Genomic DNA, 26,015 nt, shown 5'->3' on the forward strand with positions numbered 1-26,015 from the left:
GAACGGTACGGGTCGATGAGCGGTACCGCCACTGGAATCGGTGAGCCACGGTCCCTAGCCGCGAAGTGACCACGTCACGAGGACGACCGCGAACAGCCCCGCCCCCACGGCGACGGCCGCGAGGGCGGGGTCGGTGATCGACACGTCTGTCACGCCCCACCGGGAGAGGGCGACGGTCCCGCCGGCGACGATGCCACCCGACAGCACCGTCCCGCCGACGTGGACGAGTTCCGCCCGCATCGTCGCCGCATCGCGGCCGAGTTCCGTCCTGATTCCGTCCGCGTACTCGCCGATGTCCCACAGGACGAACGCCGCCGCGGCCGTCCAGATCGCCGGCTCGAGCCGGCCGACGATCGCGAGGCCGATCGCCAGCGCGAACACCGAACCCGCGGCGAGCGCGGCGGCGATCCCCCGCCGGGGAAGCAAGCGGAGCACTCGCAACATCGTCACGGTCCACAGCAGCGAGGAGAGCGAGCCCAACGCGAGGATCAACACGATCGCCACCAGCACGAAGGCGGGAACCGAAGTCAGGAATTCGAGCACCGACGGCGGTGCCACCCCGCCGAGGCCCGTCGTCAGCGTCGTCCGGATCTCGGCCTCGAGCGCCGACCCGGCGAGCGCCCGTGCGAGCACGAGCGCGACGAGCGCGCCGCCGACGATCGGCGCGATCAGCCGGGCGATCACGACGGCGGGGCCGCGACCGGCCGCGCGACGGGCCCGCTCGAGGACGAGGAGCGAGAGCGCGATTCCCGTGAGGGCGAACAGTGCAACGCGGAGGTCGGCGGTCGTGACGAGCGTCGCGACGGCGTCGCCGACCGGTGCCGGTAGCTCCGTCCGCAGGTCGGCCGGCGTCACCGTCGGCCCCTCGAGCCGATCGACGGCGAGCGGTGCACCGACGGCCGCGATCACCAGCGCGAGCGTCCCCCGAATCGAGAGCGAACACCCCCGGCGAACGGCGTCGACGGCCGTCGCGAGCGCGTCGCGTCGATCCGGCGGGACGAACCGCTCGAGGGGCACCGCAGCGAGCGCGCGACTAGAGAGGAACGCGGCGACGAGCACCAGGCCGGCGAACGACACCACCGTCCACGGCGCCGGCGAGGTGACGAGAGCGGCCCAGAGCTGGCCGACCGTGTCCGTCACGGCCGCCGCGGCGCGAGCGCGGAGGTCGGCCCGCGGAACGATCGGCGCGGCGGCGACGGCGGCGACCCCGATCGCGGCGAGGGTCGTCCCCGTCGAACCGCGCCGAACGCCGCCGCGTCCGAACCGCTCCCACGAGACCAGCCCCGCGGCGAACGCGGCGACGACGAGCGACCAGACCGCAGCGCCGGCGGTCAGCCCGACGCCGGACGAGGTCAGGGCGAGCGCGCCGGCGAGGAGGGCCGGCGACGAGACCAGAACGGCGGTCGGGACCGCGAGGATCCCGCCGATTCCCCGGACGAGCGGTCGCCGGCTCGCCAGCAGTGCGGTCGTCACCGCCGCCGCCAGTCCGGCACCGACCGCGAGCGCCGCCAGCTCGAGGCCGACCAGCGTCGTTCCGACCGCGATACAGACGGTCAGCGTACAGCAGAGCATCGCCACGTCGCTCGCCGTCGGTCGGCGCAGCGCCCGTCGAAGGCCGCTGATCCCCGACTCGAGGGTCTCTCTCCCGGTCTCGAGCGCAAGCGAACGCCTCGAGTTCGATCCCGTCGCCGTTCCCGCCGATCCCGCTGCGTTCGAGTCGCGCGCATCTGGACCGCCGCGATCGCTCCCGACGGCCGAGCCGGTGATCGCGTCGCCCGTCACGGCGATCCACCTCCGGATCGGCCGGAGCCGACGCGGAACGCCCGCGCCAGATCGACCGAGAGCGGGTCCTCGAGCTGCCAGTCGACGACGGTCGCCCCGAGCCCGCGGAGCGCGTCGACCCGGTTGGCCCGCTGCAGGCCGGCGATCCGCATGCCGGTCGTGACCGTCGACGTCACGCCGGTCGTCACGTCGGGCGAGACGACCGTCACCGCTCGCCCGCGAGTCCGCAGCGTCTCGACGAGATCGACCGCCCCCTCGTCGGACAGCGGCGTACAGAAGACGACCTGCGCGCGCTGGGGCAGCCGTCGCTCGAGATCGACCGCGAGCGAACTGCCGTCGGATCGGGAATCCGTCATTCCCTCCCCGCCGTCCGCGATCGGCCGATCGGTCGCCGCTCCCGAGGGCGAGGCCGCCCCCGATGCCGACTGCGTCTCCGCGTCCTCGAGCGCGTCCTCGACGCGGCTTCGGGTGTCGGAACCGCCGCCGGGCTCGATCCACGTGTCACCGGAGAGCGTCGCCAGTCCGGTTCGGTTGCCGTTCTCGAGCGAGGCGACGACGCCGCGGGAGGCGGCGTAGAGCGTCAGGTCAAACGAATCCGGCCCGCCGCCGGGGGCGTCGCGATGCACCGACGCGCGGTCGTCGATCACGAACACGATCGTCACCGCCCGCTCCTCGCGGTATTCGACGGTCGCGAGATCGCCCGTCCGGGCGAAGCGGTGCCAGTCGATCCGGTTCATCGGATCGCCGCGGCGGTACTCCCGGGTCGAGAAGAACTCGACGCCGCTCCCGCCGTCGTCGGTCGGCGTCTGGCCGACGTACTGGATCGTCCGATCCTGAAACGGGAACGAGTCGAGCAGCGTCTCGCAGGTGAACCCGGTCTCGCCGGCGGGTTCGACCTCGTCGGTCGTCACCACCGTCGCCGACAGCGACCGACAGCGGACCGTCGGCGTTCCGAACTCGTACTCCCCGCGCGGCGGCGTGAGTTCGTACTCGTGGGTGACGGTCTCACCGGGCCGAACGGCCGTCGCAAACGCGGGCGAGCCGCTCGTTACCGGCACGTCCGCGGGCGGGTTATCGACGACGCGAACGTCCGACGCGACCCGGTCGCTCTCGTTCGTCACCGACAGCGTCACCGTCACCGACCGACCCGGTCGCACGCGGGCGTCATCGAGCGCCCGCTCGAGGCGCAGGCCGGCATCGGAACCGCCGCCGCTCTCGGCACCCGCTTGGGCGTCATCGGGAGCGTCGGCGTCGGCAACCGCTTCGTCCTCGCCACCGTCGAGATCCGGAACCGAACTCACCTCTCCGACGAGGGCGAATCCGAGCGCCACGACGCCGAGGAAGAGCAGGGACGGGAGTCCGAGCACGACCGCGAGCAGCGCGGTTACCAGCGTGACGACGAGCGCGCCGTGCCAGCGCGCTTGGCGGATCGCGTCCGTCACGCTGTGCCCTCCGTGTCGGCCGTCTCCGTCCGCTCGGTCGCCGACGTCGCCGCCGGTGCCGCGATCGACGGCGTCGACTGCACCCGATCGATCTCGTCGATCGCGTGCTCGAGGCTCCGGACGACCGGATCGGCCGCGCTGACGAGATCGAACAGCCAGAGCCACAGCGGCGTCGACGGGCCGTCCGGGCCCCCGAGGAAGGCGGCCGCGCGGGGGTCGTCGGTCCACGAACCGGCCTCGATCGCGGCCATCGCGTCGTCTTCGGTCAGCCCGGCCCGGTTCGCGTAGGCGGTCGCGGCGATGGGGCGCAGCGATTCGACGAGCCGTCGGCGGGCGTCCTCGCGCGTCGACCGCGACTCGTCGTCGTAGGCCGTGGCCAGCTCGAGCCACCGATCGAACGATTCGCCGACGATCCGCTGGCGCGTGGCCCGATCGTCGAACCGAGACGGATCGAGACCCGAACCGGCCGTCGGTTCGACCAGCGGCGACGTCGCCGAGGGCCGGAGTCGACCGGCGATCCCCAGCGTCGGTGCGAACACCACGAGCACGAGCGCCATCGCCAGCACGACGTGCGCGGGATCGAGCGCCGAGAGCACCGCCTCGAGTTCGGGGACCCGCTCGAGCAACAGCGCCGGCTGAACGACCACCGTGGCACCGACGGCGAGCAACACCGTCGCGAGGACGGTGACGATCGCGAGCCCGGTCGTCGACGGCGATCTACTCATCGGGGTCACCCGACGAGTCGCTCCCGCCATCATCGGTTTCGTCGGCCGATTCCATCGCGTCGCGGAGCCGATCGTGTGCGGTCGTCGTCCGCTCGAGGTAGGCGTTCGGATCGCGGTCGCCGTACTCCACGTCGCGGAACGAGTCGGTGATCGTCTCGACCGGTTCCCCGGGTGCCCCGGCGTCGGTCGCGCTCCGGGCGACGTCTCCAGGGGTCGCGGTCGCGACGCGGGTTCGATACATCGGCGACGCGTCGATGACACTCTCGAACGCCCGCCGAATGCGTTCGCGAGCACTGGTCTGTGTGTCGACGGCCGCGTCGGTATCGGTCGCCCCTTCAGCACCACCGAACAGCGACGTCGACACCGACGAGCCGACCTCCCGGGCGCGCGTCCGCGCCGAGCGGATCGCGTCCGTAATCGCCGCGAGAACGAGCCCCGGCAGGTCCGCGATCGAACGAAGGCCGCCCAGCGCGGCCAGCGCCCGCTCGAGGGCCTGTGAACAGGCGACGACGCCCGCCAGCGCGAGCGAAACGAGCCGTCCCGGGATCGAAAGCAGCGTGCCGATCGGATCCTCGCGCGTGTAGAACACGTAGCCGACGATCAGCGCGGCGATCGCCACGAGGCCGGCCGTCACTGCGCGGTCGGAGACGGAGTCCGTCAGCGACGAGTCGTCGCCGCCGTCCGAGTCGTCCGAGCCACTCCCGTCGTCCGCTTCGCTCTCGTCAGCACCGGCGTCGGATCCGTCCTCGCCTCGCGCGGCGGACGTCTGTCCGTCGGTCCCGCCGGCTTCTCCCTCGGTGGTCGATTGACCGCCGTCCGTCCCCCCGCTGCTCGAGCCGGTTTCACCGCCTCCGTCGGTCGAATCCGTCCCGCTCGAGTCGTCAGTCGAATCGGTTCCATCCGAGCCGTCAGTCGATCCCGTCTCGCCTGAACTATTAGTCGAGCCGGTTTCACCCGAACCGTCCGTCGATCCCGTCTCGCCGGACGTTCCGTCCGACTGCATCCCGCCGTCATCGCCCCCCTCGAGAGCGTCCATCGAGGCGTCGTCGACATCGGGACGAGGCTGGGTCCCCGCGGAGCCATCCAGCAGATTGCTGAGTAGACCGCCGAGGAGCGGAGTGTCCGCGAGACTGGCTATGAGACCGGAATCCAGTCCCGACATCCCGCTCGAGCCGGACGCAGCGCTGCCGGCAGCGGCCGCCGATGACGCGGTCGTTTCACCGGACGCCTGCCCGTCGGCCGCACCCTCGAAAATGCCGCTCGCCGGCGAGTCCGACGCGAGGGTGGGCAACGCCCCCGCTGCCAGAACCAGTCCACCGATCGCACAGACGAGCGCGATAACCGAGAGTAACTGACGGCTACCGCGAGATCCACTCCCCATCGATTACCGTACAGTAAACAGAATCGATATTTACATCTTGTTGCCATCGGACCGAGCATCGCCCGAACGGCCGTCCGAACTCCGTGAGAATTCACCGCGCCGACTGTCCACTCGAGGCGGTGTGTTAGGAGCCCCAGAAGTTATCGCGGCTACCGAGTCGCTCGCGCTGCGGGCCGCCGTCAGCGTCGTCCGCACCGGTTTCGGCGTCGGTCGCAGCATCGTCTTCCGTGTCCGCGCCCTCGTCTCCGTCTGCGTCTGCGTCTGCATCCGCGTCTGCGTCCGCCGCTTCAGCGTCGTCGTCGTCGGGATCCATCGGCAGGATCTCCAGCTCCTCCGCTCGTGCGTGATTGCTGTGTACCCGCGTAATCTCGACTCGAGCGCGGGCTTCCGGTAAGATACCGTCGACCATGACGATGAATCCGTCGTCGGTTCGGCCGACGCCGGCGCCGCTTTCGTGCATGTCGACGACGTCGATGACGACTTCCTCGCCCGACTTGACCGGCTGGGTCTTGAGATCGTCGATCGGCTGATTGTAGTGGTTGCACCACTCCTTGCCACCCCGGTCACCGTAGTGTTGACATCCCATTCCCGAGATCCGTTCGGAGAATTCCGGGCAGTCATCGGCGAGTGGACAGTCTGCCATGATCGGCACTACCAGTGGTGGCGTTAAACCGTTTCCGTCTTCCGGATCGCGGACGAGAGAGGTCGAAACGCTGGTAGATCTCCGTTGGAGAATCGACTGCAGATATAACGTATCGTGAATGAGAGTTGAAAAATGGTAACTGAACGGCTTCTGGGTGACGGGCGGTTTCGAAAAGGTTTACGGTATGGACGTTGCAGTGATTGATGATGAAAATTCTCGTTACGGTCAAAGAGGTAGCGACCGTCGAAGACGAGTTCGAAATCGAGGGAACCGAAATCGCGGACCAGTACCTCGGTGCCGATCTCAATGAGTGGGACGACTACGCGATCGAAGAGGCCGTCCAGCTCCAGGAAGACGGCATCGCCGACGAGGTCGTCACCGTCACCATCGGTCCGGAGGACTGCGAACAGACCATCCGACAGGCCCTCGCGAAGGGCGCCGACCGCGCCGTCCGCGTCTGGGACGACTCCCTCGAGGGAGTTGACCTGCTCGACGTCAACGCCAAGACGGAGATCCTCAGCGCCGTCATCGAGGAGGAAGATCCCGACCTCGTGCTGACCGGCGTTCAGGCCGGCGACGACAGCTTCGCCGCGACCGGCGTTTCGGTGGCCGAGAACCTCGGTTTCCAGTGGGGAGCCGTCGTCAACCACCTCGAGCACGATCTCGACGACGGCGTCGCCTCCGTGCGACGCGAACTCGAGGGCGGCGTCGAGGAGCTCACCGATCTCGAGCTGCCGGCCGTTTTGACGATCCAGACGGGGATCAACGAGCCTCGCTACGCCAGTCTTCGGGGCATCCGGCAGGCACAGCGGAAAGAACTCGACGTCAAGGCCCTGGCCGACATCGGCGTCGACGAGAGCACTATCGAATCCGAACTCACCATGACGGCCATGTACGAGCCCGAAAGCGAGAGCGACGCGACGTTCTGGGAGGGCAGCGCAGAGGAGACGGCCTCGGAGCTGGGTGAACTCCTCCGCGACAAGGGGGTGGCACAATGACGGACGTTCTCGCGATCACGGATCACCGCCGCGGCGACCTGCGCGACGTCAGCTACGAGATCATCACCGCCGGGCGCGAACTCGCCGACGAAACCGGCGGCGACCTTCACCTCGCGGTCATCAGCGGCACCGTCGACGACTTCGCCGACAAGCTCAACCGTGACGGCGTCGACACCATCCACACCGTCTCCCACGGCGAGGAGTTCAACCACGACGTCTACACGCAGGCGATCACGCAGCTCTACGACGAACTCGCCCCGCAGTACGTCCTGACGCCCAACAGCGTCAACGGGCTCGATTACGCGCCCGCCGTCGCGAACCAGCTCGATCTCCCCGTCGTCACCGACACGATCGACCTCGAGACGGACGGCGAGACGCTGATCGCGACCCGCGAGATGTACGGCGGGAAGGTCGAGACGACCAACGAACTCGAGGGCGACGCGGTCGTCACGATCCGAAGTGCCGAATGGCCCCAGGCCGAAGGCACCGGCGACGCGTCGATCGAGGCCTTCGACGCCGACATCGACGAGGACGCAATCGGCTCGACCGTCAGCGGCTTCGAAGAGGTCGGCGGCGGCGACGTCGACATCAGCGAGGCCGAACTCCTCGTCTCGATCGGCCGCGGCATCGAGGAGGAGGAGAACCTCGATCTGATCCGCGATCTGGCGGACGCACTCGGTGCGACGCTGTCTTCCTCGCGACCGATCGTCGACAACGGCTGGTTGCCCAAGAACCGCCAGGTCGGCCAGTCCGGGAAGGTCGTCACGCCCGACGTCTACATCGCCATCGGTATCTCCGGCGCAGTCCAGCACGTCGCCGGCATGAAGGGCTCCGATACGATCGTCGCGATCAACACGGACCCCAACGCGCCGATCATGGACATCGCCGACTACGCGATCGTCGACGACCTCTTCGACGTCGTGCCGGAACTCATCGAAGAGTTCCAGTAATCGTACCGCGAACGCAGTGAGCGGCCTTTTTTGGTCGAGATTTTTTGCACGAGGGTGAGTGAAACGAACCCGAGTGGAAAAAGGTCGGACTGGCCGCTTCGACGTCGTGCCGGAACTCATCGAAGAGTTCGAGGGCTAAGCAGTTGTACCCCGAGCGTCATGGACGCTCGCGGGCTTTTTTGGTCCAGATTTTTTGCGTGAGTGGTCGCGAACAGCGTGAGCGACCCGAACGGAAAAAAGGTGGGTGGAGACGGATCGTTCTGGATCCGTTAGCTACTTTTCCACCGCATCCTAAGCCCGGGTGATGGAACTGCTGGAGCGCCGACGGGCGCTGATCGAGACGCGTCTCATCGAGGTGGTCGAGGGGGTCGAACCCGAGACGCTCTCCGAGGAAATTCGCCACGTCGCGCTCTCCGGGGGAAAGCGCGTCCGACCGGTGGTGACGTTGCTGGCCTGCGAAACCGTCGGCGGACGGGCCGAGGACGCCGTGGAGTTCGGCGTCGGGATCGAACTCGTCCACACGGCATCGCTGGTCGTCGACGACATCATCGACCGCTCCGAACTGCGGCGTGGGACGACCAGCGCCTGGGCCGAGTTCGGTCACGGCCCGGCGATCATCACGAGCGACGGGCTACTGGGCGAGGCGTTCGCGCTCTTTTCCGCCGATCCGGACGCGACCCGGGTCGTCGCCGACGCCATGGTCGAACTCGGCGTCGGCGAGGCGACCGAACTGTCGGCCGAACCCGCGAACGAGGACGAGTACATGACCCTCGCTCGGCGCAAGACCGGCGCGCTGTTTCGAGCCGCGGCGGAACTCGGCGCGATCGCCGCCGATTCCGACCCCGTTACCGTCGACGCGCTCGGCGAGTACGCCGAACGGGTCGGCGTCGCCTTCCAGATCAGGGACGACGTGTTAGACGCCGTCGCCGATCCAGAGGCGCTGGGCAAACCGACCGGCCACGACGCCGCCCTCGAGCGGCCGTCGGTCGTCCAGGTGACTAAGCTCACGCCCGAGGAGGCGAACGATCGCGCGCGTAGCGAAGCTGATCGGGCGATCGACGCCCTGGATCGGGTCGAAATCACCGATCCCGACGCGCGAGAATACCTGGTCGAACTGGCCGAGTTCGTCGTCGACCGCGAGCGATAACCGCTCCGAAAAAGCCGGTGATATCTCCCGAGCGGCTGGAGTCGTGGTGACGTTTGAGGACTGTAGCGATCGCCAACGCACGTGATGCCAGACGGACAACTCTTCAAGACCGAAGAGCGACGATCCCGGGACGCTATCTCGCAAACGCTCACCGCTGTCTCCGACCAGTTCGAGGACGGATCGATCGATCTGGAGAGCGAGACACGGAGCCGGACGGTTACCGTCCCCAGCGAACCGACGTTCGAGGTCGAATCGAGCGAACGACCGACTCCGAAACCGACGAGAAGCGCTTCGAACTCGAGTTCGAACTCTCGTGGACCGAGTGACGATCAGACCCGCTCGGCCCCTCGCGTCCCCTCCTCTCGATCCGAGTCGGAAAACCGCGATTCCGCCACGGCGAACGTGAGCGTGCTCACGATTCCCAGTAGCGTCCCCGCCGTCAGCGCCGCCGCGAGGTAGGCGATTTCGACGTCGTCGAGGAAGAACGCGCTCACCGCGTGGAGAACGATCGCGATCGAGAGCACGTAAAACGGCGCGTTGAGGTATCGCCACTCGAGCGATCCCGCGATATACTCGTCGGTGATCTGACCGAGGCTGGTGGTCAGCCCCGCGGCGGCGAACCAGTGGATCGAGCCGTAGACGAGCGCGGCGAGCATAACAGGGACTCCGAGGTCGCCGGACGTCGATCGACGGACCGACTCGAGCGAGTCCATCCCGCTGACGCCCCCGAGAACGAACAACGCGGCGGCGACGACGTACGCGAGAAGGGTCGTTCGTCCGGCGTACAGCGAGCGTCGGGCGCGTTCGACGGTCGCGTCCAGCCGGTCACCAAGGCCGAGCCCGCGCGAGATGAGATAGAGCCCGAGCAGCGCCGATGTCGTTCCCAGCACGAACCCCGGCAGATTCAGGAAGGTCCCGATCAGCGCGAGCGGATAGATCAACAGTAGTATTCCCAGCGGAATGAGCACCGTTCCGCGCGTTTCGGGGTCGTTCAGCACTTGCTTGATCGTGTAGTACATCGACTCGAGGTTCTGCGCCTGTCGAACGACGACTCGCCGAACGCCGTCGATAGGAACCCGCGAGCGAATGATCGGGATAACGGACTCGTCCTGAGCCCCGTCGGTGACGACGAGCGCGGTGACGTCCTCGCCGGTCGAGAGGCTTGCGAGGACGGTGTCGACCTCGTCGCCGACCTCGCGGTTGGCGCTGACGTCGCCCTGGTCGTTCCCGGTGACGACGGCGACCTCGACGCTCTCGTCGCGCTCGGTGAGGTCGTCGTAGACGTGCAACCCCTGAAAGATGACGTTGACGTCCGAGTCCTCCGGGTCGGCGGTCGCGAGGGCGACGGCCGCTTCCTCGACGGGCTCGCGACCGATAACCGGCGTCGAGAAACCGGTCTTGCGGCCGAGATCGTCGTCGAGGTCGACACAGAGGACCAGCAGCATCGGGTTGTGGTTGCACGCCGCGGTATTTCCGTCTTCTGGGACGGAGAACAGATCAGACGGGCGACGGATTCGACGATGAGGGGATCCGGTCCACGAAAGACGATTCGAACCGTCCCGCGTGGAGAGTCAGTCGATCGCCCAGCGTGATCGCCGTGAACGAACAGCGGTCAGGTTGAATAGCAGCCGAGCGAACAGGAGCCGAGGCGAATAGTGGCCGCCGACTCAACCGGTACTGTCGGTCTCGGTCTCGTCGACCGCAGGGCCGCCGTCAGCATCGGCAGTAGCAGTTCTGACGCCATCGATCTCGAAACGTGCACCGCCGGACGACCCGTCTCGAGCCGTGATCGACCAGTCGTGGGCCGTCACGATCCCATCGACGATCGCCAGTCCGAGTCCGGTTCCGTCCGCCGCGGTCGTATACCCGAACTCGAACAGCGACTCGCGATCGGGTGGCAGTCCCGGTCCCGTATCCTCGACGTAGAACCCGTTCGGACGCGTGTCGTCGCCGGTAGCGTAATCGTCCGCCTCGAGCGAGCCGACAGTGACGACGACGGGTTCGGTCTCGTCGTCGTCGCCGTCCGTATCGTGTTCTCCGGTGTCGTCAGCACGGGAACCGCGTCGATCGCCTGTCGAGCTATGCTCGACGGCATTTCGAAACAGGTTCTCGAGTAGCGTTCGAATCCTCGCCTCGTCACCGTAGATCTCGATATCCGTGTCGATCTCGAGGCGGGCGTCGCCGGTATCGACGGTCGACCACGCTTCCCGAGTCGCCGGCGCGAGCGGGAACCACTCCTGCTCGCCGATCGTCTTCCCCTGGCGGGCCAGTTCGAGCAGTCCGTCGACGAGTTCCTCCATCCGCGACAGCGACCACCGGATTTTGTCGACGTGTTGGCCGTCGGTCCGCTCCTCGAGCAGTTCGAGGTGACCCTGGGCGACGTTCAGCGGATTGCGCAGGTCGTGGCTCACGAGGCTGGTGAACTCCTCCAGCCGGTCGTTCTGTCGCTCGAGTTCGCGCCGGTAGTGACGCCGACGGGTGATGTCGCGGATGGCGTGGATCGTCCCGGCGAACTCCCCGTCCTCGAGCGGGAGCAACTTGGTGTGGGCGTCGTGAACGAGCACCGCGCCGTCGGTCGAGCGAAACCGAATCTGATACTTCGCTCGGTCGCAGTCGCTCGCCGAGGAGAGGAGGTTCCGTACCTCCTCGGCGTACTTTGTCGTCACCTGCTCGTCGTAGTAGCCACGGTCGACGAGTTCCGAAAACGACATTCCGAGTAGCTCCGCCTTGTCCTCGGCGAACGCGTCGGCGAACTCGTCGTTACACCAGGCGATCGACCCGTCCGCGTCGAGAATGAAGAGGGCAGTCGGTGCGAGCTCGATAATTCGTTCGTACTGCGCGAGTTCGCGTTCGCGTTGTTTCCGCGACGTTACGTCGCGGATGACCGCCGTCGAGCCGGCAAACTCGCCGGTGTCGTCGGTGATGACGGACACGTTGGCCTCGTAGACGCGCTGCTCGTCGGTGTGGGTCTCGAGAGTGCATTCGAAGCAGTCCGACTCTCCGCCGCCGGAATACAGGTGGCGAACCGTCTTGACACCGCGCTCGAACGAGTCTCTACTGATGAACGTCGAAATGTGGCCGCCCACGACGCGGTCGTGGTCGACGTCGAGGAGATCGCAAAACGCGGCGTTTGCGATAGTCACGCATCCCACGTCGTCGAGGACGTACATCGCATCGGAGGCCGTCTCGACGAGCACGCGGTACTGCTCGAGTTCGCGTTCGCTCTCGCGTCGCGCTCGGTCGGCGCGACGTTTCTCGACGGCGTTTTCGATTCGGTTCGCCAGCACGGTGTACTGGTCGCTGGTCCCCTTCTGGAGGTAGTCGGTGACGCCCGCCGAGATCGCTTCGCTCGCGATCGTTTCGGACCCCTTTCCGGTAAACAGAATGAACGGCATCGTCGGATCGCGCTCCCGTACCGCGACGAGCAACTCGAGCCCGTCCATGTCGGGCATGTCGTAGTCGCTGACGACGCAGTCGACATCGCGATCGGGCTCCGCGGCACTCTCGTCGAAGACGGCCAGCCCGTCACGGCCGCTTCGCGCGGTTCTCACGTCGATGTCGTCGTTGCGACGCTCGAGAACGGTGGCGGTTAGCTCGCGGATGTCTGGGTCGTCGTCGACACAGAGAACGTGGATCCCGCCAGTCATCAGATACCCATCATTAGGGACGATACGTATAATAGTGTATGGCCGATCGCATCGGTGCTACCGCACCGCACCCACGATATGGATCAACGGGGCACAGCGACGCTGCGGATTCGCACTGCTTTTGAGGCTCGGGCGGGTACGTTCCCTCGAATGATCTCGAAGGGCTGTGAGCAGTGCGCGAAAGGCGGCAAGATGGTGCTGTTCGTCTACGGTTACTGCGACCAGCGCGACTGCTTTTACTGCCCGCTCGGCGAGAACCGCAAGAACGTCACCGACGTCTACGCCAACGAGCGACTCGTCGAGAGCGACGAGGACGTCCTCACCGAGGCCCACCGGATGGACGCGCTGGGCACGTCGATCACCGGCGGCGAGCCCCAGGAAGCCCTCGACCGGACCTGTCACTACCTCGAGCTACTCAAAGACGAGTTCGGCGAGGACCACCACACGCACCTCTACACCGGCATCACCGGCGGCCGCGAGAACATGCGCCGCCTCTCGGAAGCCGGTCTCGACGAGATTCGCTTCCACCCGCCCTACGAACAGTGGGGCGACCTCCACGGCACCGAGTGGGAGGACATCCTCTACATCGCCCGCGAGGAGGGACTGACCCCTGCCTTCGAAATTCCCGGGATCCGCGCCGAGGAGGAGTTCCTCGAGTTGATCGACGAGGGAGCCGCCGAGTTCTGTAACGTCAACGAGTTCGAGATGAGCGACGGCAACTACCGCCGGATGCAAGAGCAGGGCTTCGAACTCAAAGAGGATCACATGAGCGCCGTCGACGGTTCCCGCGAGGAGATCCTCGAGACCATGGGCGACCACGAGAAGGTCTACTTCTGTACCTCCGTCTTCAAAGACGCGGCCCAGCACCGCCGGCGGCTCAAACGCATGGCCCGCAACGTCCGCCGCGAGTTCGACGACGTCACCGACGACGGAACGCTCGTCTACGGCAAGGCCTACACCGACCCCGAGCGCCTCGAGACACTCGGCGTCCCCGAGGAGTTCTATACCGTCAAAACGAACCACGTCGAGGTCGCCTGGTGGCTCTTGGAAGAGATGATCGAGGAAGGAGACCTCGAGGAGGGTGAAATCGTCGAGCAGTATCCGACCTACGATGGGCAGGTCGTCGAGCGGACGCCGCTCGCGTAGGGATCGCAGTCCGAAGCGAGTTATTGCTCGAGAAAGCGTGCCGCGGGCCGACGGACCTCCTGCGGACCGCTCGCGCGGCCAGTCGATCGATGCGGTGTGAACGCGTCACGTGAACCGGCGTCCGTGAGCGAGAGTGCAAAAGGGTTCTACTCCGCAGCTATTTTCGTCGAAAGCGATCACGAGCGAACAGGCTCACGCCGTTTGTGCACAGCCTAAGGATCGTTCCGCAGCGTACAACGCACGAAAACGGCGGTTACGGACCCGTTCTCTCTCGTCTTCCGTCGAATGGGTCGCTGTCGCTTATCGGGGTTGTAATAATGGCAACCGACCGGGTACGACGGGGTACGATGCAATTCCGAACCGTCGCTGTTATCGCGGTCGCACTGCTCGTCGCGCTCTCCGGGTGTAGCGGCCTCGGGGGGTCACAAGCGGATGAGCCGTCGAGCGAAGATGATACGGAGTCGCTAAACGAGAGCGAAACGGGAGCGAACGGATCCGACGACACCGCCGATTCTGATGGGTCCGAAGGAGACGCGAACGACGGAGACGCCGACGGCGGAGACGACACTGCGAGCGCGGAGTGGAACCCGCCGGAGGAACCGAACCGACCGATGGAAAACAAACGCGGAGATCGGATCAAATCGATGACGTTCGTCGACAAAGAGCCCGCAGCGAGCGGTGACGGCTACTCGAACTTCAACCTCGAGGTCGTCGCCAACACGAGCATGGAGAACGTCGATCCGCCGGAACACGGTGACGTAGAGGGCGAGCCGTACTTCTTCGTCAAGATCAACGAAGACAAGCAGAAGCTGATCGAACGCACCGGAGAGGTCCGCATGGAAGAAAACGGCACGTTCCACATCGATGTTCGTCCCGCTGGGATCGAAGAGTTCGGGGCCGGTCCGCTGACCGTCGAGGTCTACCTGATGGACGAGGACAAGGACTGGGACGATATCTACGCCTCCGTGGGCAAGAACATCGAGTACAATCCGGAGACGGAGACCGACAACTCGACTACTGACGCCGAGTCTGACAATACCACAGATTCGGAGACGGAGACCAACGACTCGGCTACTGACAACGAGTCCGATGAGTCCACCGATTCGGAGACAACCGAAAACTGACCGCTAAATAGACAACACAGTGGTTCGAGCGACTTTCGGGGACGTGTTTCGCACGCGCAACATGGACGATCCGATAGCGGACGTCTGACATTGCTATAGCCTCGTCCGGTGGAGGCTGTTCCCTCGGTCCGCCGGGCATTCAGCAGTTTCTCGAAAGACTAATTGAATTCGAGTGACAGCTATCCGATGTCTGTAATTCAATGATCCCGAAGATAACGTGGAATCTCCTGACTCCTGAGTCTTGCTGATGTCGCCAGTTTAAGCACCAACAAACGGACCGAAGAAGAATAAGATCGGTCCCTACCTGTGATCTTTCCCCGGCATGTTCGGAACCCACACATCACAGAATTTGTGACAATAGGCGAGCTGCCTATCACCCGCATTGGATATCTCTATCTATCCTACTTATATACGACGGAACTATCCCACCCATCCATAATTATATGTTATAGGAGTATTTCCTCTCGAAAGATATAGTAAGAGAGTATTATATAGATGTCACTGAGGGTGATTGTTAACAAGAAAGCTTATTACACGACATTGGAAAGACAGTAGATACCCCTACCCGGAGGCCGAGTAATTGGCAGCGCAGACCGCCGCCGGGGCGGTTTGTATGCTGTGCTCGCCCCCGGTGAATAGTGCGTTAACTAACCGAAACACGATAATAACACAATAAATGACAAGCGAAACGACATACCGCGACAAGGGCCGTGCAGTGGTCCTGGCCGCGCTTATGGTCCTTTCTGTTGTCGCCATGTCCGCAGCGTTTGCGGGCGGTGCGGCAGCGGCAAACAATCCGGAAGCAGATGGAGTATCGTATGACCTTGACGGCGGTGACGAAGTAACTGATCTAGGCCCGGTCTGGATCGGACAGGAAGTCACACTTCAGGACGACAACCTGAGCGGATACGCAGGTTTCGAAATCCGCGCAGGCGGTGAACCTGAGGACTCGTCTTCCAGTGATGCTGTCGCAAGCGGTTCGATCGAAGACGGTGACACCATCAGCTTCGATTCGAGTGACTACGACAGTGGATTCTACCACGTTAACCTGATCGGTGGTCCAGGCGATAATGCAAGTGACTGGGACGAGCACGTGTTCCGCGTTGCCTCAGAGGACTTCAGTGCCAGCTTCAGCAGTGACACAGTCCCTGACAGCAGTCAGGTAGATGTCACACTCGAGACCGCACGTGAAGATCAGTGGGTGAACGTATCTGCTGATGGCGTCAGCTCGGATGAGCTTAATAATCTGTTCGACGATAGCCACGCCAACATTGAAGAGGTCCGATCCGCCTCGGATGCAGACGTTGTCTCACTCAACCTCACGGGCGTTAGTGACGAACTCACTTTCGAGGCTAACGTCTCGAACGCCGAACTCGACGCCGGAGAGTACGAATTTGAATTCGATGTCACCGACTCGAGTGCTTCGGATACGGTAACTCTCCAAGTGACTGATGGACAGGTTGAGTACGACTTCGTTGATGTCAGCTCGGCCGAAGAAGGTGGTATCGCAGAAATTACGATCAGCACTGGACAGAGCAGTACTGCCGCTGTCGTCCTCGATAGCGACGACACTTCCTTCGCAACGAGTGCTGTCGTGAGTGGTGTCGAAGGTGACGAGGTCACCCTCGAATACAACACCCACAATGTCTCTAACGCATGGAGCGTGGCTGGTGAGACTGATGCGACTGTCACCGGGAACCATACGAATGAAACACTCGAGAATGCACCGCTCCCAGCGTACACCTGGGATCTGACCCTCGGTGACCAACTGGACGGTGCCTACAGTATCTCCACCGAACACGACCGTGGCCGCCTCGTCATCAGCGAACGTGGTGAAATTAGTGGTGTAACCACTGCAACTGCACCGGCTGACGCTGATCTTAGCGACTACGAGAGTTACAACGAATCGACCATTACCGAGACCAACACCGTCGCTGAAGATGACGGCATCATCGTAACCGTTGAAGACTTCGGCGCAGAGGGTGCTGTCGAAGCACTCGGTGATTCTCTTGCTACGGAGGAAGGGATCACGATCGAAGCCGAAGAGCAGCAGACTGGCCCGATCGACGAGGGCGATACCCTGAATCACAGTCAGCTTGGTGCTGAACTGATCAACACTGGAGATCTGGAGAACTACAATGGCGATCTGATCTTCACGCTTGATGAGAGTGCGCTCACGGCTGGCCAGACCTACGACTTCACGGTCACGATCAACGCGTCCGAAAACTCCTACATGGATGACGACGCTGACGATGTTACCGAGGAGTTCGAACTCGAAGTTGTCGACCGCGAAATCAACTGGGACGACATCAGCTCGCTCTCAGCTACTGAGGACGCGACCGCAACCGGTACGACCACGGTCGCACCCGGTACGGAATTCAGCGCCGAAGCCGACTCGGACGATGATGAGGGTGGCTTCGTTCAGCTGAGTGACGCAGTTGTCACCGCTGGCGAGGACGGTAACAACGAATTCGCCGCTGAATTCGACCTTAGCCAAGAAACCACTGGTGTCCTGTTCGACCTTACGGCCACAGACACCCAGAGTGACGCTGAAGCAGTCCTCAAGGATGTCGAACTGGTCGCTGCTTCCCAGCCTGACATCTCCGTTGAGGGTGACGCACCCTCTGAGGTTCAGGTTGGTGAAGACGCCACGCTCGACGTGACCGTTACCAACGACGGCGACGCCGCAGGCACTGTCGACTTCCACATCGACATCGATGGCGAGACCGTCACGAGCGAGGAAATCGAAGTCGAAGCCGGCGGCACGTACGACGCCAGCTACGACTTCAACACCAGCTCCGCAGGCGACATCAGCTGGGAGACCCACGCTGGCGACGACGCCAGTGACTCCGGTACGCTGACTGTCAACGACTCGGACGACTCGGACGACTCGGACGACTCGGACGACTCGGACGACTCCGACGACTCGGACGACTCTGACGACTCGGACGACTCCGACGACTCGGACGACTCCGACGACTCCGACGACTCCGGCTCCGATGGAGACGACAGTGACGATGGTACGCCCGGCTTCGGTGTCGGCGTCGCTCTCGTCGCACTCCTCGGCGCGGCCATGCTGGCCCTCCGACGTCAGAACTAAGCTGTCAAACTACCGGCTTCCGCCGGCCCTAATTTCCGCGGTTTCTTTTATCGGACGTTACATCCACCAGCGACAGCACCCGATACCGACAGCGGAGTCGGAGTACATACGTTCGCAAAACTCCAAGCCCGTTCTATCGTGACCTCGCTCTATGACCAGCTTGCCGAGTGCCCTCAAACGAAAATCAACGTTGGAGGGTTGACCTACGACGAACGAGCAGATCTCCGCCAGATCAAAGTCACACAGTCGACTGATCTGACGAACAAAGGCGGTTCAGGCCGATTTGCGACAGTCTACTACCTCGAGGGCGATGAGCGCCAAGCAGCGGACGTGTTCGTCAAAACGAACCGATCACAACTCGAGGGGATCGATTTCTCGAAGAAAAATGTCATCCAGCGTGGCGTCGAACGCGAGGTATATGACTGGATCCTGCACACACACACACACATACATATACACTCGGAAAACGTGAGCTGGAGAAATACGACTCAGTGTTTCAAGAGGTACGACCAAACGAGAACGTGACGTGGGTGATCAGTCGAGAACACTTCGACGCCCATCCGATGCGTCGGTACTCAGTCGGCGAAACACCTTCCGTACGCATCGATAGGACGTCGCTAGGAAAGCTATACGATGGCTTCGGTGAGGTGATCACGACGACTGATCTCGAAGAATATGATACCGTGGAAGGAGATGTTCGCTACGTCCTCGAGTATTACCGTGTTGCCGATGGGTTCGCATGTGATCCGGTTTCACATGGTGGAGAGATGGCGATCAAAAAAAACATGATCACTGACTCTTCTCCTGTAGTAGGAGGACAGTAACAGAAACCGCGTGCAGTATGGAAACGCCGGCCAAAGCCCAGCGTTTGAGACCCAGCCCTTGGCAGGAGATCTGTTGCTCACGGGTGGGTGCGAAACCGGGTGTAACAATATATGACTTCACGTCAGGACATGATTTGATCTCGGAGTTCGATCCTGAGGAGGTTTGGCTATGATCATTGGTCGGAAGCCCCCGGTTGCGAGCGTTACGACGCACCCCGGACGCTCGATGACCATAATCTGTGCGCCCTGCGCGCAAGTTCTTGGCCGACAAAATCTCCAGGCACCGTCGCGGGCGTCTGCGACCGTCAGGTCAACGTGATCTCGAGCGCCACCGAAAACTCGCTCGCGAAGCCGAGATGATTGCTAGCCCTGAGGGAGAAAAGGCGTGATGACAGTCGTCAAGTCAGTTAGTCCCGGTCGGATCGACACCAGGCAGCGTGATGAGGTTCTCACGGCCGATACGAAGCTTCTCGATCTCGTCGTCGTCGTCCATCTTCGAGAGCAACTGCGACACCTTGGCGTTCGACCAGCCGGTCTCCGAGACGATGGTGGCCTGCTTCATCCGGCCGCCGTTTTGATCGATCAGGCGTAGGACGCGTTCCTCGTCGCTCAACAGCTCTGGATCAATCGCATTGTCGTGCGTTTCTTTAAATGTGAGACTGGTCCCAGCACCTGACTCGGGCGTCTGATCGTCGACCGTGGATGACGATCCGGATTGGGCGATCGCCGCAGGGCCACCGTCCACGCCACGTGTCGCGTCTCGAGAATTACTCTGGTCGCTTTTGCGGCTGTCGGATTGTTCGGCACGTCCGAATAATGCGGTGATCGAGAACGAGGAGATTCGGTCCTGTGTGATCGGATCGTAACCGTATTTGCGCGCAATTAGATAGCCGCCGGCACCGAAGATAAGTACGAGAAACGCGACAATCACCCACCCTGCAGTCGACAGCAACGGAGGACCAGATCCGCTGGGACTGTCAGGTCCATCGGGATCACTACTGGCACCCTGGAGGATCGTAATCTCGAGACCGTCTTGGTCGAACTGATGGGGACCATCCCAGATGAGCGCACCATTTTCCGTGCTCGTTGGTGTATCGACGAATCCGTAGTTCTCCGGCGGTTTGATGACAAGTCGCTGTCCATCGCTCAATATCGGTAAGAGGGAACGGTCAGGTGACCAGAGAGCATCACCGACATGAAGGCGATCACCGTCGACCACCGCAAAGTTCGTCCAGACGAACGAGTAGGAGATAACTCCAATCCGCACATCGTCACCGTTCGAGGGTTGTGACTCTACATCGGTCTCAGGACGTATAATCCGAGGGTCGTCCCAATTCACAGTCTCGATCGACATCTCGCGACCGGTCGATTCGGCTGCGAGATTTGCGAACTCCTGAAATGTATGTGAATTATATAGGTCAACTTGATCACCCGAAACGACTGTATTGGCGTATTCATTGAAAATTTCTGCTTCGGTATCGTTCCGTATGAGAAATCGACTCTCAATCGTCCACACTGCGTTCCCGTCATCAGCAATTTGGATCCGAATTTTCTGCCAGGGATCAGGCCGTTCCGGTGGTTCAACAGTCTCTTGAGACGAGATGGAACGTGACTGTTCGACGGCTGGGGAGAGGGAGGGCGATGCTGACGAGGACCGTTCGACAGTCGTCGGTGTGGTAGCCGACGGTGTCGCGGCCACTGCCCCCAAGCTCGACGTAGCGAGGAGGACTGCGAGGGTAATTACGGTGGCAGTGGTAATCCGCATGCGTACCAACGGGTGGTTTCCGGGGGGAAAAAACCCTTTCCATCGAAAAATGTATTGTTACCGACCACAGGAGACCATCGTAAATAAGCCGTATTTTTGCTGTGGTCGATAAACACCTTCTTTTTGTATCAGGAGTTCATATGGAACCGCGATGAACAACGCGACACCTGTCTTCCTCGCGTTTCTCCTCGTCCTCTCGTTGCCTATGATGGCTACTGTCGGGGCGACTCCTAGCGTGGAGACCAGCGGGCAATCCGAGACGGCCCTCCAAGGGAAGCAGTTCCTGCAAACAGCGCCGGTTGAAGTCGAGAACTCGACGAACCGACTCCAACTCGATGGCGACGTGAGCAGCGGATATACCGAGTATACGCCGAATATCGGGATGGTTTTTGCGATTGCTGACGATGAACTCCGAATCGACCACGACCAGTACACAATTGTCGACAGGAAGTTCGCCACAGCGTCGAGAGAAGAACGAATCGCGATGATCAATCGGGCGTACAAGCGGATTCAGCAACGCGAAGACGAACTCGAGCGACGAGAGCGCGAAGCAGTAGAAAGACACGAAGCGAGTGAGCGCTCGTCGAGAGAACTGCTCCAGGCCCTCCTCCGAAATCACAACGAGGCAGCGATACTGTCGGACAGCCTCGACGATCTCAAAGAACGAGCATCCCAAGTACCGAGCTATTCGCTACGTCAAACGCGTTCCAACCACAAGAAGCTGGACTATCATCAGACACCTCTCCGGGCGAACCTCGAGCAGCTGTCGATGACCCCAGTCAGTAGTACCCCTCGTGACGTGGTCGTCTCCACTTCGCAGACTGGGTACCAGATCGAAATAATGGACGGAACGCAATACATCGTTGAAACGACACGGTTCGACAACCGTGACCAAACAGCGCCGGATCAGTTCGGCGATGGCGAAGCATACGATCACGCGAGGGGGCTCTATCCGTGGGCGGGAGACCGACCGTATTTCCAGGATAACAGTCCGGATCACTACTGGACTGAGATGTCTCACGAACAGGGCCGCCTCGAGTTTTACTTCGACAGCGGGACCGGTGATGTCTATCGCGAGATACAGGAACTTGACGCATCGTTGATGCCATCCACAGAGGGGGAAAGCTGGCTGAGTAGCGGGGTTACTATGTCGGTAAACAGGACGTCGATGGGTGGGCCGATCGAGGTGACAGTGACCGATACAGCAGCTAGCGAGCCAATGAACTCGACTATTACGGTTGATGGCGTCGAGATAGGCGAAACTGGCGACGATGGGAAATTATGGGTGATTTCGCCAGTCGGCACACATGAACTCACAGCGAAAACAGAGAACGGGACCGTCACCGGAAGAATCACTCGTTGAAAGAGTGTAGACGCACTATTCCCGAAAGAAGTTGCAATCCGGCCGACGAACAAGATAGTAGTAGTCGATGCTTGCGTTCATATAGGGAGGAGCAACCAAGGCGGCTATGCACGTGGGGCCGCTCCGGTATGGCCGGGAAAGACGCAGCATACGCGCCGTAAGTCCAGTCGTCGGCGTCCTCGCGTTAGTCGTACTCACCGTCTGTCTCGCGGCCGTCGTCGCGGCCGGCGTCGGTGCGTGGTCGCTCGAGTCGCCCGGACCGACCGCGAGCTTCGAACTCGAGGCCGACGGAAACGACTCATCGATCACGGTCGAGCACGTAGCCGGCGATGCGATCGACGTCGAGGCGCTATCGGTGACGATCGCAGTCGACGGCACGGAATTGGACGCACAGCCGCCGATTCCGTTCGTGGGTGCGAAGGGATTCGACGGCGCGCCCGACGGCCCGTTCAACGCGAAAAGCGATTCGACGTGGACGGCGGGGGAGCTGGCCGGCGTAACGATCGCCAACAACAGCCCGACGCTCGCGACGGGCGATTCGGTCACCGTCACGCTCACCGTCGACGGTCGACGGGTGGCTAGCCTCGAGACGACGGCGACTTGACGAGGGCTGCGATACCCGCTTGATCACTCCGGTGCGCGACCGATCGTCGTAATCGCGACGTCGGGATCGTACGACGGTCCCATGAACGCGTGTTTCACGTCCTCGAAGCCGGCGGTTTTGAACATGCGATCGGCTTCGTACTCGTCGTAGAAGAGCATGATCGAGTCGGCCAGCAGCTGACTGACGATGTTATCGGGATAGTTCGGCCCGACGACGAGCACCTGTCCGCCGGGTTTGAGGACGCGACGGAACTCCCGCAGGGCGAGGATCGGGTTCGGCCAGTACTCGATCGAACCGGAAGACCAGACGACGTCGAACGTATCGGTCGCGAACGGCAGCCGCTCGGCGTCGCCGCGGTGGAAGTGCACCGGCGGCGCGCGAGTGCCGAACTTCTCGTAGGCCTGTGCGAGCTGGTGTTCGCTCTGGTCGAGCGCGTAGACCTCGTCGACGTGCTCGAGCAGGCCCTCGGTCGCGAAGCCGGTGCCGCAGCCGACGTCGAGGACGGTCATGTCGTCCTCGAACTCGAGCAGCGACAGGGCCTCGCTGCGCATCTCCGCGTTCCAGATGAAGGGGTTCACCCGATCGTAGACCCGCGAGAGGTACTTGTAGAACAGTCGGGCGCGGGCCTTGTTCTCGAGAAGTCCCATTTGTGACGAGTTTCGGTCCGATCGCTATATGTCTGCTGTTATTCGCGCTCCGAACGCGGTGAAAGTCGATATTACTGCCCTATTAAGGCCGGTTCGAGCTGAGGCAGTTTCGCAACTACCATATACGCGCTCTGGCAAACGTCCGATTGCTTAGAGTATGCCGAGGCCACAGGTTCTCGAACGAATTAAGTCGGCGGAAGCGGAGGCCGACGAGATCGTCGCACAGGCAGAAAACGACCGCGACGAGCGAATAGCCAAGGCCCGGGAACGTGCCGAGGAGATTCGCACGGAAGCGGAACAGGAGGCCCAAGAGTTGAAGGAGCGCCGCCTGGAGGACGCTCGCGAGGAGATCGATGCGGAGTGCGAGCGGGTCCTCGAAGACGGCGAACAGAAGCGTGAAGCGCTCGCCGAGCGCGCCCGGGATCGGGTCGATGACGTGACCGATCACGTCGTCGACCTGTTCCAGGAGGACGTCCATGCTCAGACCTGAGCGAATGAGCAAGGTCTCGGTGACCGGTTCGCGGGGCGTCATGCCCGCGGTCATCGAGACGGTTCACGAGCTGAGTCTGGTGCATCTCTCGGACTACGACGGCTCCTGGGAGGGGTTCGACAACGGTAACCCGATGGCGGGTGCCGATCGAGCCTCCGAGAAGCTGGTGACCGTCCGAGCGCTCGAGAGCACCCTCGAGCTGTCGGCCGACGAGGCCGAATCGGGAAGCATCGACGAGGGCTGGGAAGACCGGCTCGAGTCGGTCCGCACGCGGGTCAACGAACTCGACGATCGGCGCGGAGAGATCACCGACGAGCTCCGCCAGATCAACGAGAAGATCGACCGCATCGCTCCGTTCGCGGAGCTCGGAATCGACCTCGACCTGCTGTCGGGGTACGAGACGGTCGATGTCCTCGTCGGTGAGGGCCCCCTCGAGGAAGTCGAGGCGGCCGTCGCCGCGTCCGACGACATTCGGGCGTTCGAGACGTTCACCGGTGGCGATATCGTGGCGGTCGTCGCCGCGCCCACCGAGGACGCCGACGAGAACCCCATCGACGACGCGCTGGTCGGCGTCGAGTTCACCCGCTACGAGGTGCCCGACACCGAGCAGAGTCCCGAGGACTACGTCGACGAACTCGAGAGTCGGAAGCGGGACCTCGAGTCGCGGCTCGACGAGATCGACGCGGAACTCGCGGAGATCAAAGACGAGGAAGCCGAGTTCCTCCTGCGGGTCGAAGAGGAACTAACGATCGAGGTCCAGCAGGCGGAAGCGCCGCTACAGTTCGCGACGACCGAACGCGCGTTCGTCGCGGAGGGCTGGATTCCGACCGACGAGTACGACCGACTCGTCGCCGCGCTGAACGACGCCGTCGGCGACAGCGTCGAGATCGAAGAACTCGAGCGGGCGGATTACGACCGCCACGGCGCACACTCCCACACGGAAGACGTTCAGAAGGGAACGCCCGCCGGGGCCGACGAGGAAGACGACAGCGCTGCCGAGGCGGACGACCAGCGACAGAAGGCCGTCACGGACGGCGGTTCGGCAGTCACGATGGGTGACGAGCCGCCGACGATCCAGGACAATCCCGGACCGGCCAAGCCGTTCGAACTGCTGGTACAGGCGGTCAACCGACCGAAGTACAGCGAGCTGGATCCGACGATCTTCCTGTTCCTGACGTTCCCGCTGTTCTTCGGGTTCATGATCGGCGACGTCGGCTACGGGATCATGTACGTGGCCATCGGGGCCTACATGGCCACGCAGTTCGACAGCAAAGGCGTCACCAGTCTCGGCGGCGTTGCGATCTGGGCGGGCCTGTTCACGATCCTCTTCGGATTCGTGTACGGCGAGATATTCGGCCTCCACATCCTCGGAGAGGTCGTTTGGCACGACCTGCTGAACGTCGAACTCTTGCCGCTCAACAAGGGGCTCGAGCCGGCGGCCGCCGACTTCGCCCTGGGCTGGATGGTCGTTAGCGTGCTGGCCGGGATCGTCCACCTCAACATCGGATACATCCTGGACTTCTACGAGAATCTCAGCCATGGGGTCAAAGACGCCCTCTTCCACAGCGGCTCGTGGATCCTGATGATCAACGGGATCTGGATCTGGATCTTCTCGGCGCAGGCGGAGGGATCGAAGCCCGACTTCCTGTTCACGACGTTTGCTAGCGACGGACCGTTCCCGATCGGGTTCACCGGGTTCCCGATGTGGTCGCTATTCACGTTCCCCGAAGCGATCCCGCTTCTGGGCGGGTTCCCGCTTACGGCACCGCTGCTGGTCTTCCTGATCGGGTTCGTCATGCTCGGCGTCAGCGAACCCGTCGAACTCGTCGAATCGCTCGACGTCGTCGTCAACGTCTTCTCGTACACCCGGATGGGCGCAGTGTTGCTCGCGAAGGCCGGCATGGCGTTCGTGGTCAACCTGCTGTTCTTCGGCGCCTACGAGGACCCAGACGGCGAGTTCCACTTCCTTCGAAATCACGAACCGAGCTACGTCGCGGAACACTACGGCGAGGGTGCCGACGTCGTCTTCGGCGGCCTCATGCACTCGGGTACCGCAGCCCTGCTCGGTGGACTTGTTATTCTCGTGCTCGGACACATCGTCGTGTTAGTGCTTGGCGTGACAAGCGCCGGCTTACAGGCTGTGCGCCTCGAGTACGTCGAATTCTTTAACAAGTTTTATGAAGGCGGTGGGGAGAACTACGAACCGTTCGGAACCGATCGAAACTAGACTGAGGACT

General features: G+C 62.8%; 20 protein-coding genes and 1 pseudogene. 12 read left to right on the top strand and 9 right to left on the bottom strand.

Annotated elements, in window-relative coordinates; genetic code table 11:
* Nucleotides 1-54 precede the first annotated feature (54 nt).
* The 5 genes from LDH74_RS14970 to LDH74_RS14990 form a co-directional block, all read right to left on the bottom strand.
* Entirely contained in the window at nt 55-1,782 is a 1,728-nt protein-coding gene (locus tag LDH74_RS14970) for a hypothetical protein (protein WP_226039511.1), read from the bottom strand.
* Nucleotides 1,779-3,224 carry a DUF58 domain-containing protein gene (locus tag LDH74_RS14975; protein WP_226039512.1) on the bottom strand — a complete coding sequence of 482 codons (1,446 nt, stop codon included), beginning with the start codon at nt 3,222-3,224 and terminating at the stop codon, nt 1,779-1,781. The genes LDH74_RS14970 and LDH74_RS14975 overlap by 4 nt, the downstream gene beginning before the upstream one ends.
* Entirely contained in the window at nt 3,221-3,949 is a 729-nt protein-coding gene (locus LDH74_RS14980) for a hypothetical protein (protein WP_226039513.1), read from the bottom strand. Before LDH74_RS14980 ends, LDH74_RS14975 begins: the two co-directional genes overlap by 4 nt.
* Nucleotides 3,942-5,330: a DUF4129 domain-containing protein gene (locus LDH74_RS14985; RefSeq protein ID WP_226039514.1), complete on the bottom strand. Its 1,389-nt coding sequence runs from the start codon at nt 5,328-5,330 to the stop codon at nt 3,942-3,944. Before LDH74_RS14985 ends, LDH74_RS14980 begins: the two co-directional genes overlap by 8 nt.
* 124 nt (nt 5,331-5,454) lie before the next feature.
* Complete coding sequence (locus LDH74_RS14990; protein ID WP_226039515.1) at nt 5,455-5,973, bottom strand: TRAM domain-containing protein; 519 nt, start codon at nt 5,971-5,973, stop codon at nt 5,455-5,457.
* A gap of 206 nt (nt 5,974-6,179) precedes the next feature.
* On the opposite strand from LDH74_RS14990, the gene LDH74_RS14995 reads away from it, so the two are divergent.
* The 4 genes and pseudogenes from LDH74_RS14995 to LDH74_RS15010 all read left to right on the top strand — a co-directional run.
* Nucleotides 6,180-6,971: an electron transfer flavoprotein subunit beta/FixA family protein gene (locus tag LDH74_RS14995; protein ID WP_226039516.1), complete on the top strand. Its 792-nt coding sequence runs from the start codon at nt 6,180-6,182 to the stop codon at nt 6,969-6,971.
* Nucleotides 6,968-7,921, top strand: coding sequence for an electron transfer flavoprotein subunit alpha/FixB family protein (locus LDH74_RS15000; RefSeq protein WP_226039517.1), 954 nt, complete (start codon nt 6,968-6,970; stop codon nt 7,919-7,921). The genes LDH74_RS14995 and LDH74_RS15000 overlap by 4 nt, the downstream gene beginning before the upstream one ends.
* Nucleotides 7,922-8,225: 304 nt before the next feature.
* On the top strand, nt 8,226-9,068 hold the full coding sequence (locus LDH74_RS15005; RefSeq protein ID WP_226039518.1) for a polyprenyl synthetase family protein: 843 nt from the start codon (nt 8,226-8,228) through the stop codon (nt 9,066-9,068).
* Nucleotides 9,069-9,152: 84 nt separating this feature from the next.
* Nucleotides 9,153-9,272, top strand: a pseudogene (locus LDH74_RS15010) (amphi-Trp domain-containing protein); the annotation flags it as partial.
* Between the two features lie 125 nt (nt 9,273-9,397).
* Here the strand turns inward: LDH74_RS15010 and LDH74_RS15015 are convergent.
* Entirely contained in the window at nt 9,398-10,513 is a 1,116-nt protein-coding gene (locus LDH74_RS15015) for a DUF373 family protein (RefSeq protein WP_226039519.1), read from the bottom strand.
* Between the two features lie 222 nt (nt 10,514-10,735).
* Nucleotides 10,736-12,715, bottom strand: a complete 1,980-nt coding sequence (locus tag LDH74_RS15020; protein ID WP_226039520.1) for a PAS domain S-box protein — start codon at nt 12,713-12,715, stop codon at nt 10,736-10,738.
* Between the two features lie 150 nt (nt 12,716-12,865).
* Here LDH74_RS15020 and LDH74_RS15025 point away from each other — a divergent pair, with 150 nt between their 5' ends.
* From LDH74_RS15025 to LDH74_RS15040, 4 genes are all read left to right on the top strand, one after another.
* A complete protein-coding gene (locus tag LDH74_RS15025) occupies nt 12,866-13,861 on the top strand; it encodes a radical SAM protein (protein ID WP_226039521.1) in 996 nt (331 codons plus the stop codon).
* A 347-nt stretch (nt 13,862-14,208) separates the two neighbouring features.
* Complete coding sequence (locus LDH74_RS15030) at nt 14,209-14,985, top strand: hypothetical protein (protein ID WP_226039522.1); 777 nt, start codon at nt 14,209-14,211, stop codon at nt 14,983-14,985.
* A gap of 676 nt (nt 14,986-15,661) precedes the next feature.
* Nucleotides 15,662-18,085, top strand: coding sequence for a BGTF surface domain-containing protein (locus LDH74_RS15035; protein WP_226039523.1), 2,424 nt, complete (start codon nt 15,662-15,664; stop codon nt 18,083-18,085).
* A gap of 138 nt (nt 18,086-18,223) precedes the next feature.
* Nucleotides 18,224-18,610, top strand: coding sequence for a hypothetical protein (locus LDH74_RS15040; RefSeq protein WP_226039524.1), 387 nt, complete (start codon nt 18,224-18,226; stop codon nt 18,608-18,610).
* Nucleotides 18,611-19,312: 702 nt separating this feature from the next.
* Here the strand turns inward: LDH74_RS15040 and LDH74_RS15045 are convergent.
* Nucleotides 19,313-20,608 (bottom strand): hypothetical protein, encoded by a 1,296-nt coding sequence (locus LDH74_RS15045; protein ID WP_226039525.1) that lies wholly within the window; start codon nt 20,606-20,608, stop codon nt 19,313-19,315.
* 217 nt (nt 20,609-20,825) lie between these two features.
* Here LDH74_RS15045 and LDH74_RS15050 point away from each other — a divergent pair, with 217 nt between their 5' ends.
* Both LDH74_RS15050 and LDH74_RS15055 read left to right on the top strand, forming a co-directional pair.
* On the top strand, nt 20,826-22,037 hold the full coding sequence (locus tag LDH74_RS15050) for a hypothetical protein (protein ID WP_226039526.1): 1,212 nt from the start codon (nt 20,826-20,828) through the stop codon (nt 22,035-22,037).
* A gap of 106 nt (nt 22,038-22,143) precedes the next feature.
* Nucleotides 22,144-22,641 carry a type IV pilin gene (locus LDH74_RS15055; protein WP_226039527.1) on the top strand — a complete coding sequence of 166 codons (498 nt, stop codon included), beginning with the start codon at nt 22,144-22,146 and terminating at the stop codon, nt 22,639-22,641.
* Nucleotides 22,642-22,664: 23 nt separating this feature from the next.
* Here the strand turns inward: LDH74_RS15055 and LDH74_RS15060 are convergent, their stop codons facing one another.
* Entirely contained in the window at nt 22,665-23,288 is a 624-nt protein-coding gene (locus LDH74_RS15060) for a methyltransferase domain-containing protein (RefSeq protein WP_226039528.1), read from the bottom strand.
* A gap of 157 nt (nt 23,289-23,445) precedes the next feature.
* Between LDH74_RS15060 and ahaH the strand changes: the two genes are divergently transcribed.
* Entirely contained in the window at nt 23,446-23,778 is a 333-nt protein-coding gene (ahaH, locus tag LDH74_RS15065; protein ID WP_226039529.1) for an ATP synthase archaeal subunit H, read from the top strand.
* Complete coding sequence (locus LDH74_RS15070) at nt 23,765-26,005, top strand: V-type ATP synthase subunit I (protein ID WP_226039530.1); 2,241 nt, start codon at nt 23,765-23,767, stop codon at nt 26,003-26,005. Before ahaH ends, LDH74_RS15070 begins: the two co-directional genes overlap by 14 nt.
* Nucleotides 26,006-26,015: the final 10 nt, after the last annotated feature.

Origin of the sequence: Natrinema sp. DC36, from assembly GCF_020405225.1 — an archaeon.
Lineage (GTDB): Archaea > Halobacteriota > Halobacteria > Halobacteriales > Natrialbaceae > Natrinema.

Bases quoted from the DNA above. Each gene is read 5' to 3' on its own strand.
- LDH74_RS15015 (WP_226039519.1), bottom strand. From the start codon at position 10,513: ATGCTGCTGGTCCTCTGTGTCGACCTCGACGACGATCTCGGCCGCAAG.
- LDH74_RS15005 (WP_226039518.1), top strand. From the start codon at position 8,226: ATGGAACTGCTGGAGCGCCGACGGGCGCTGATCGAGACGCGTCTCATC.
- LDH74_RS14980 (WP_226039513.1), bottom strand. From the start codon at position 3,949: ATGAGTAGATCGCCGTCGACGACCGGGCTCGCGATCGTCACCGTCCTC.
- LDH74_RS15030 (WP_226039522.1), top strand. From the start codon at position 14,209: ATGCAATTCCGAACCGTCGCTGTTATCGCGGTCGCACTGCTCGTCGCG.
- ahaH (WP_226039529.1), top strand. From the start codon at position 23,446: ATGCCGAGGCCACAGGTTCTCGAACGAATTAAGTCGGCGGAAGCGGAG.
- LDH74_RS14990 (WP_226039515.1), bottom strand. From the start codon at position 5,973: ATGGCAGACTGTCCACTCGCCGATGACTGCCCGGAATTCTCCGAACGG.
- LDH74_RS14995 (WP_226039516.1), top strand. From the start codon at position 6,180: ATGAAAATTCTCGTTACGGTCAAAGAGGTAGCGACCGTCGAAGACGAG.
- LDH74_RS15055 (WP_226039527.1), top strand. From the start codon at position 22,144: ATGCACGTGGGGCCGCTCCGGTATGGCCGGGAAAGACGCAGCATACGC.
- LDH74_RS15000 (WP_226039517.1), top strand. From the start codon at position 6,968: ATGACGGACGTTCTCGCGATCACGGATCACCGCCGCGGCGACCTGCGC.
- LDH74_RS15050 (WP_226039526.1), top strand. From the start codon at position 20,826: ATGAACAACGCGACACCTGTCTTCCTCGCGTTTCTCCTCGTCCTCTCG.
- LDH74_RS15035 (WP_226039523.1), top strand. From the start codon at position 15,662: ATGACAAGCGAAACGACATACCGCGACAAGGGCCGTGCAGTGGTCCTG.
- LDH74_RS15070 (WP_226039530.1), top strand. From the start codon at position 23,765: ATGCTCAGACCTGAGCGAATGAGCAAGGTCTCGGTGACCGGTTCGCGG.
- LDH74_RS15025 (WP_226039521.1), top strand. From the start codon at position 12,866: ATGATCTCGAAGGGCTGTGAGCAGTGCGCGAAAGGCGGCAAGATGGTG.
- LDH74_RS14985 (WP_226039514.1), bottom strand. From the start codon at position 5,330: ATGGGGAGTGGATCTCGCGGTAGCCGTCAGTTACTCTCGGTTATCGCG.
- LDH74_RS15060 (WP_226039528.1), bottom strand. From the start codon at position 23,288: ATGGGACTTCTCGAGAACAAGGCCCGCGCCCGACTGTTCTACAAGTAC.
- LDH74_RS15020 (WP_226039520.1), bottom strand. From the start codon at position 12,715: ATGACTGGCGGGATCCACGTTCTCTGTGTCGACGACGACCCAGACATC.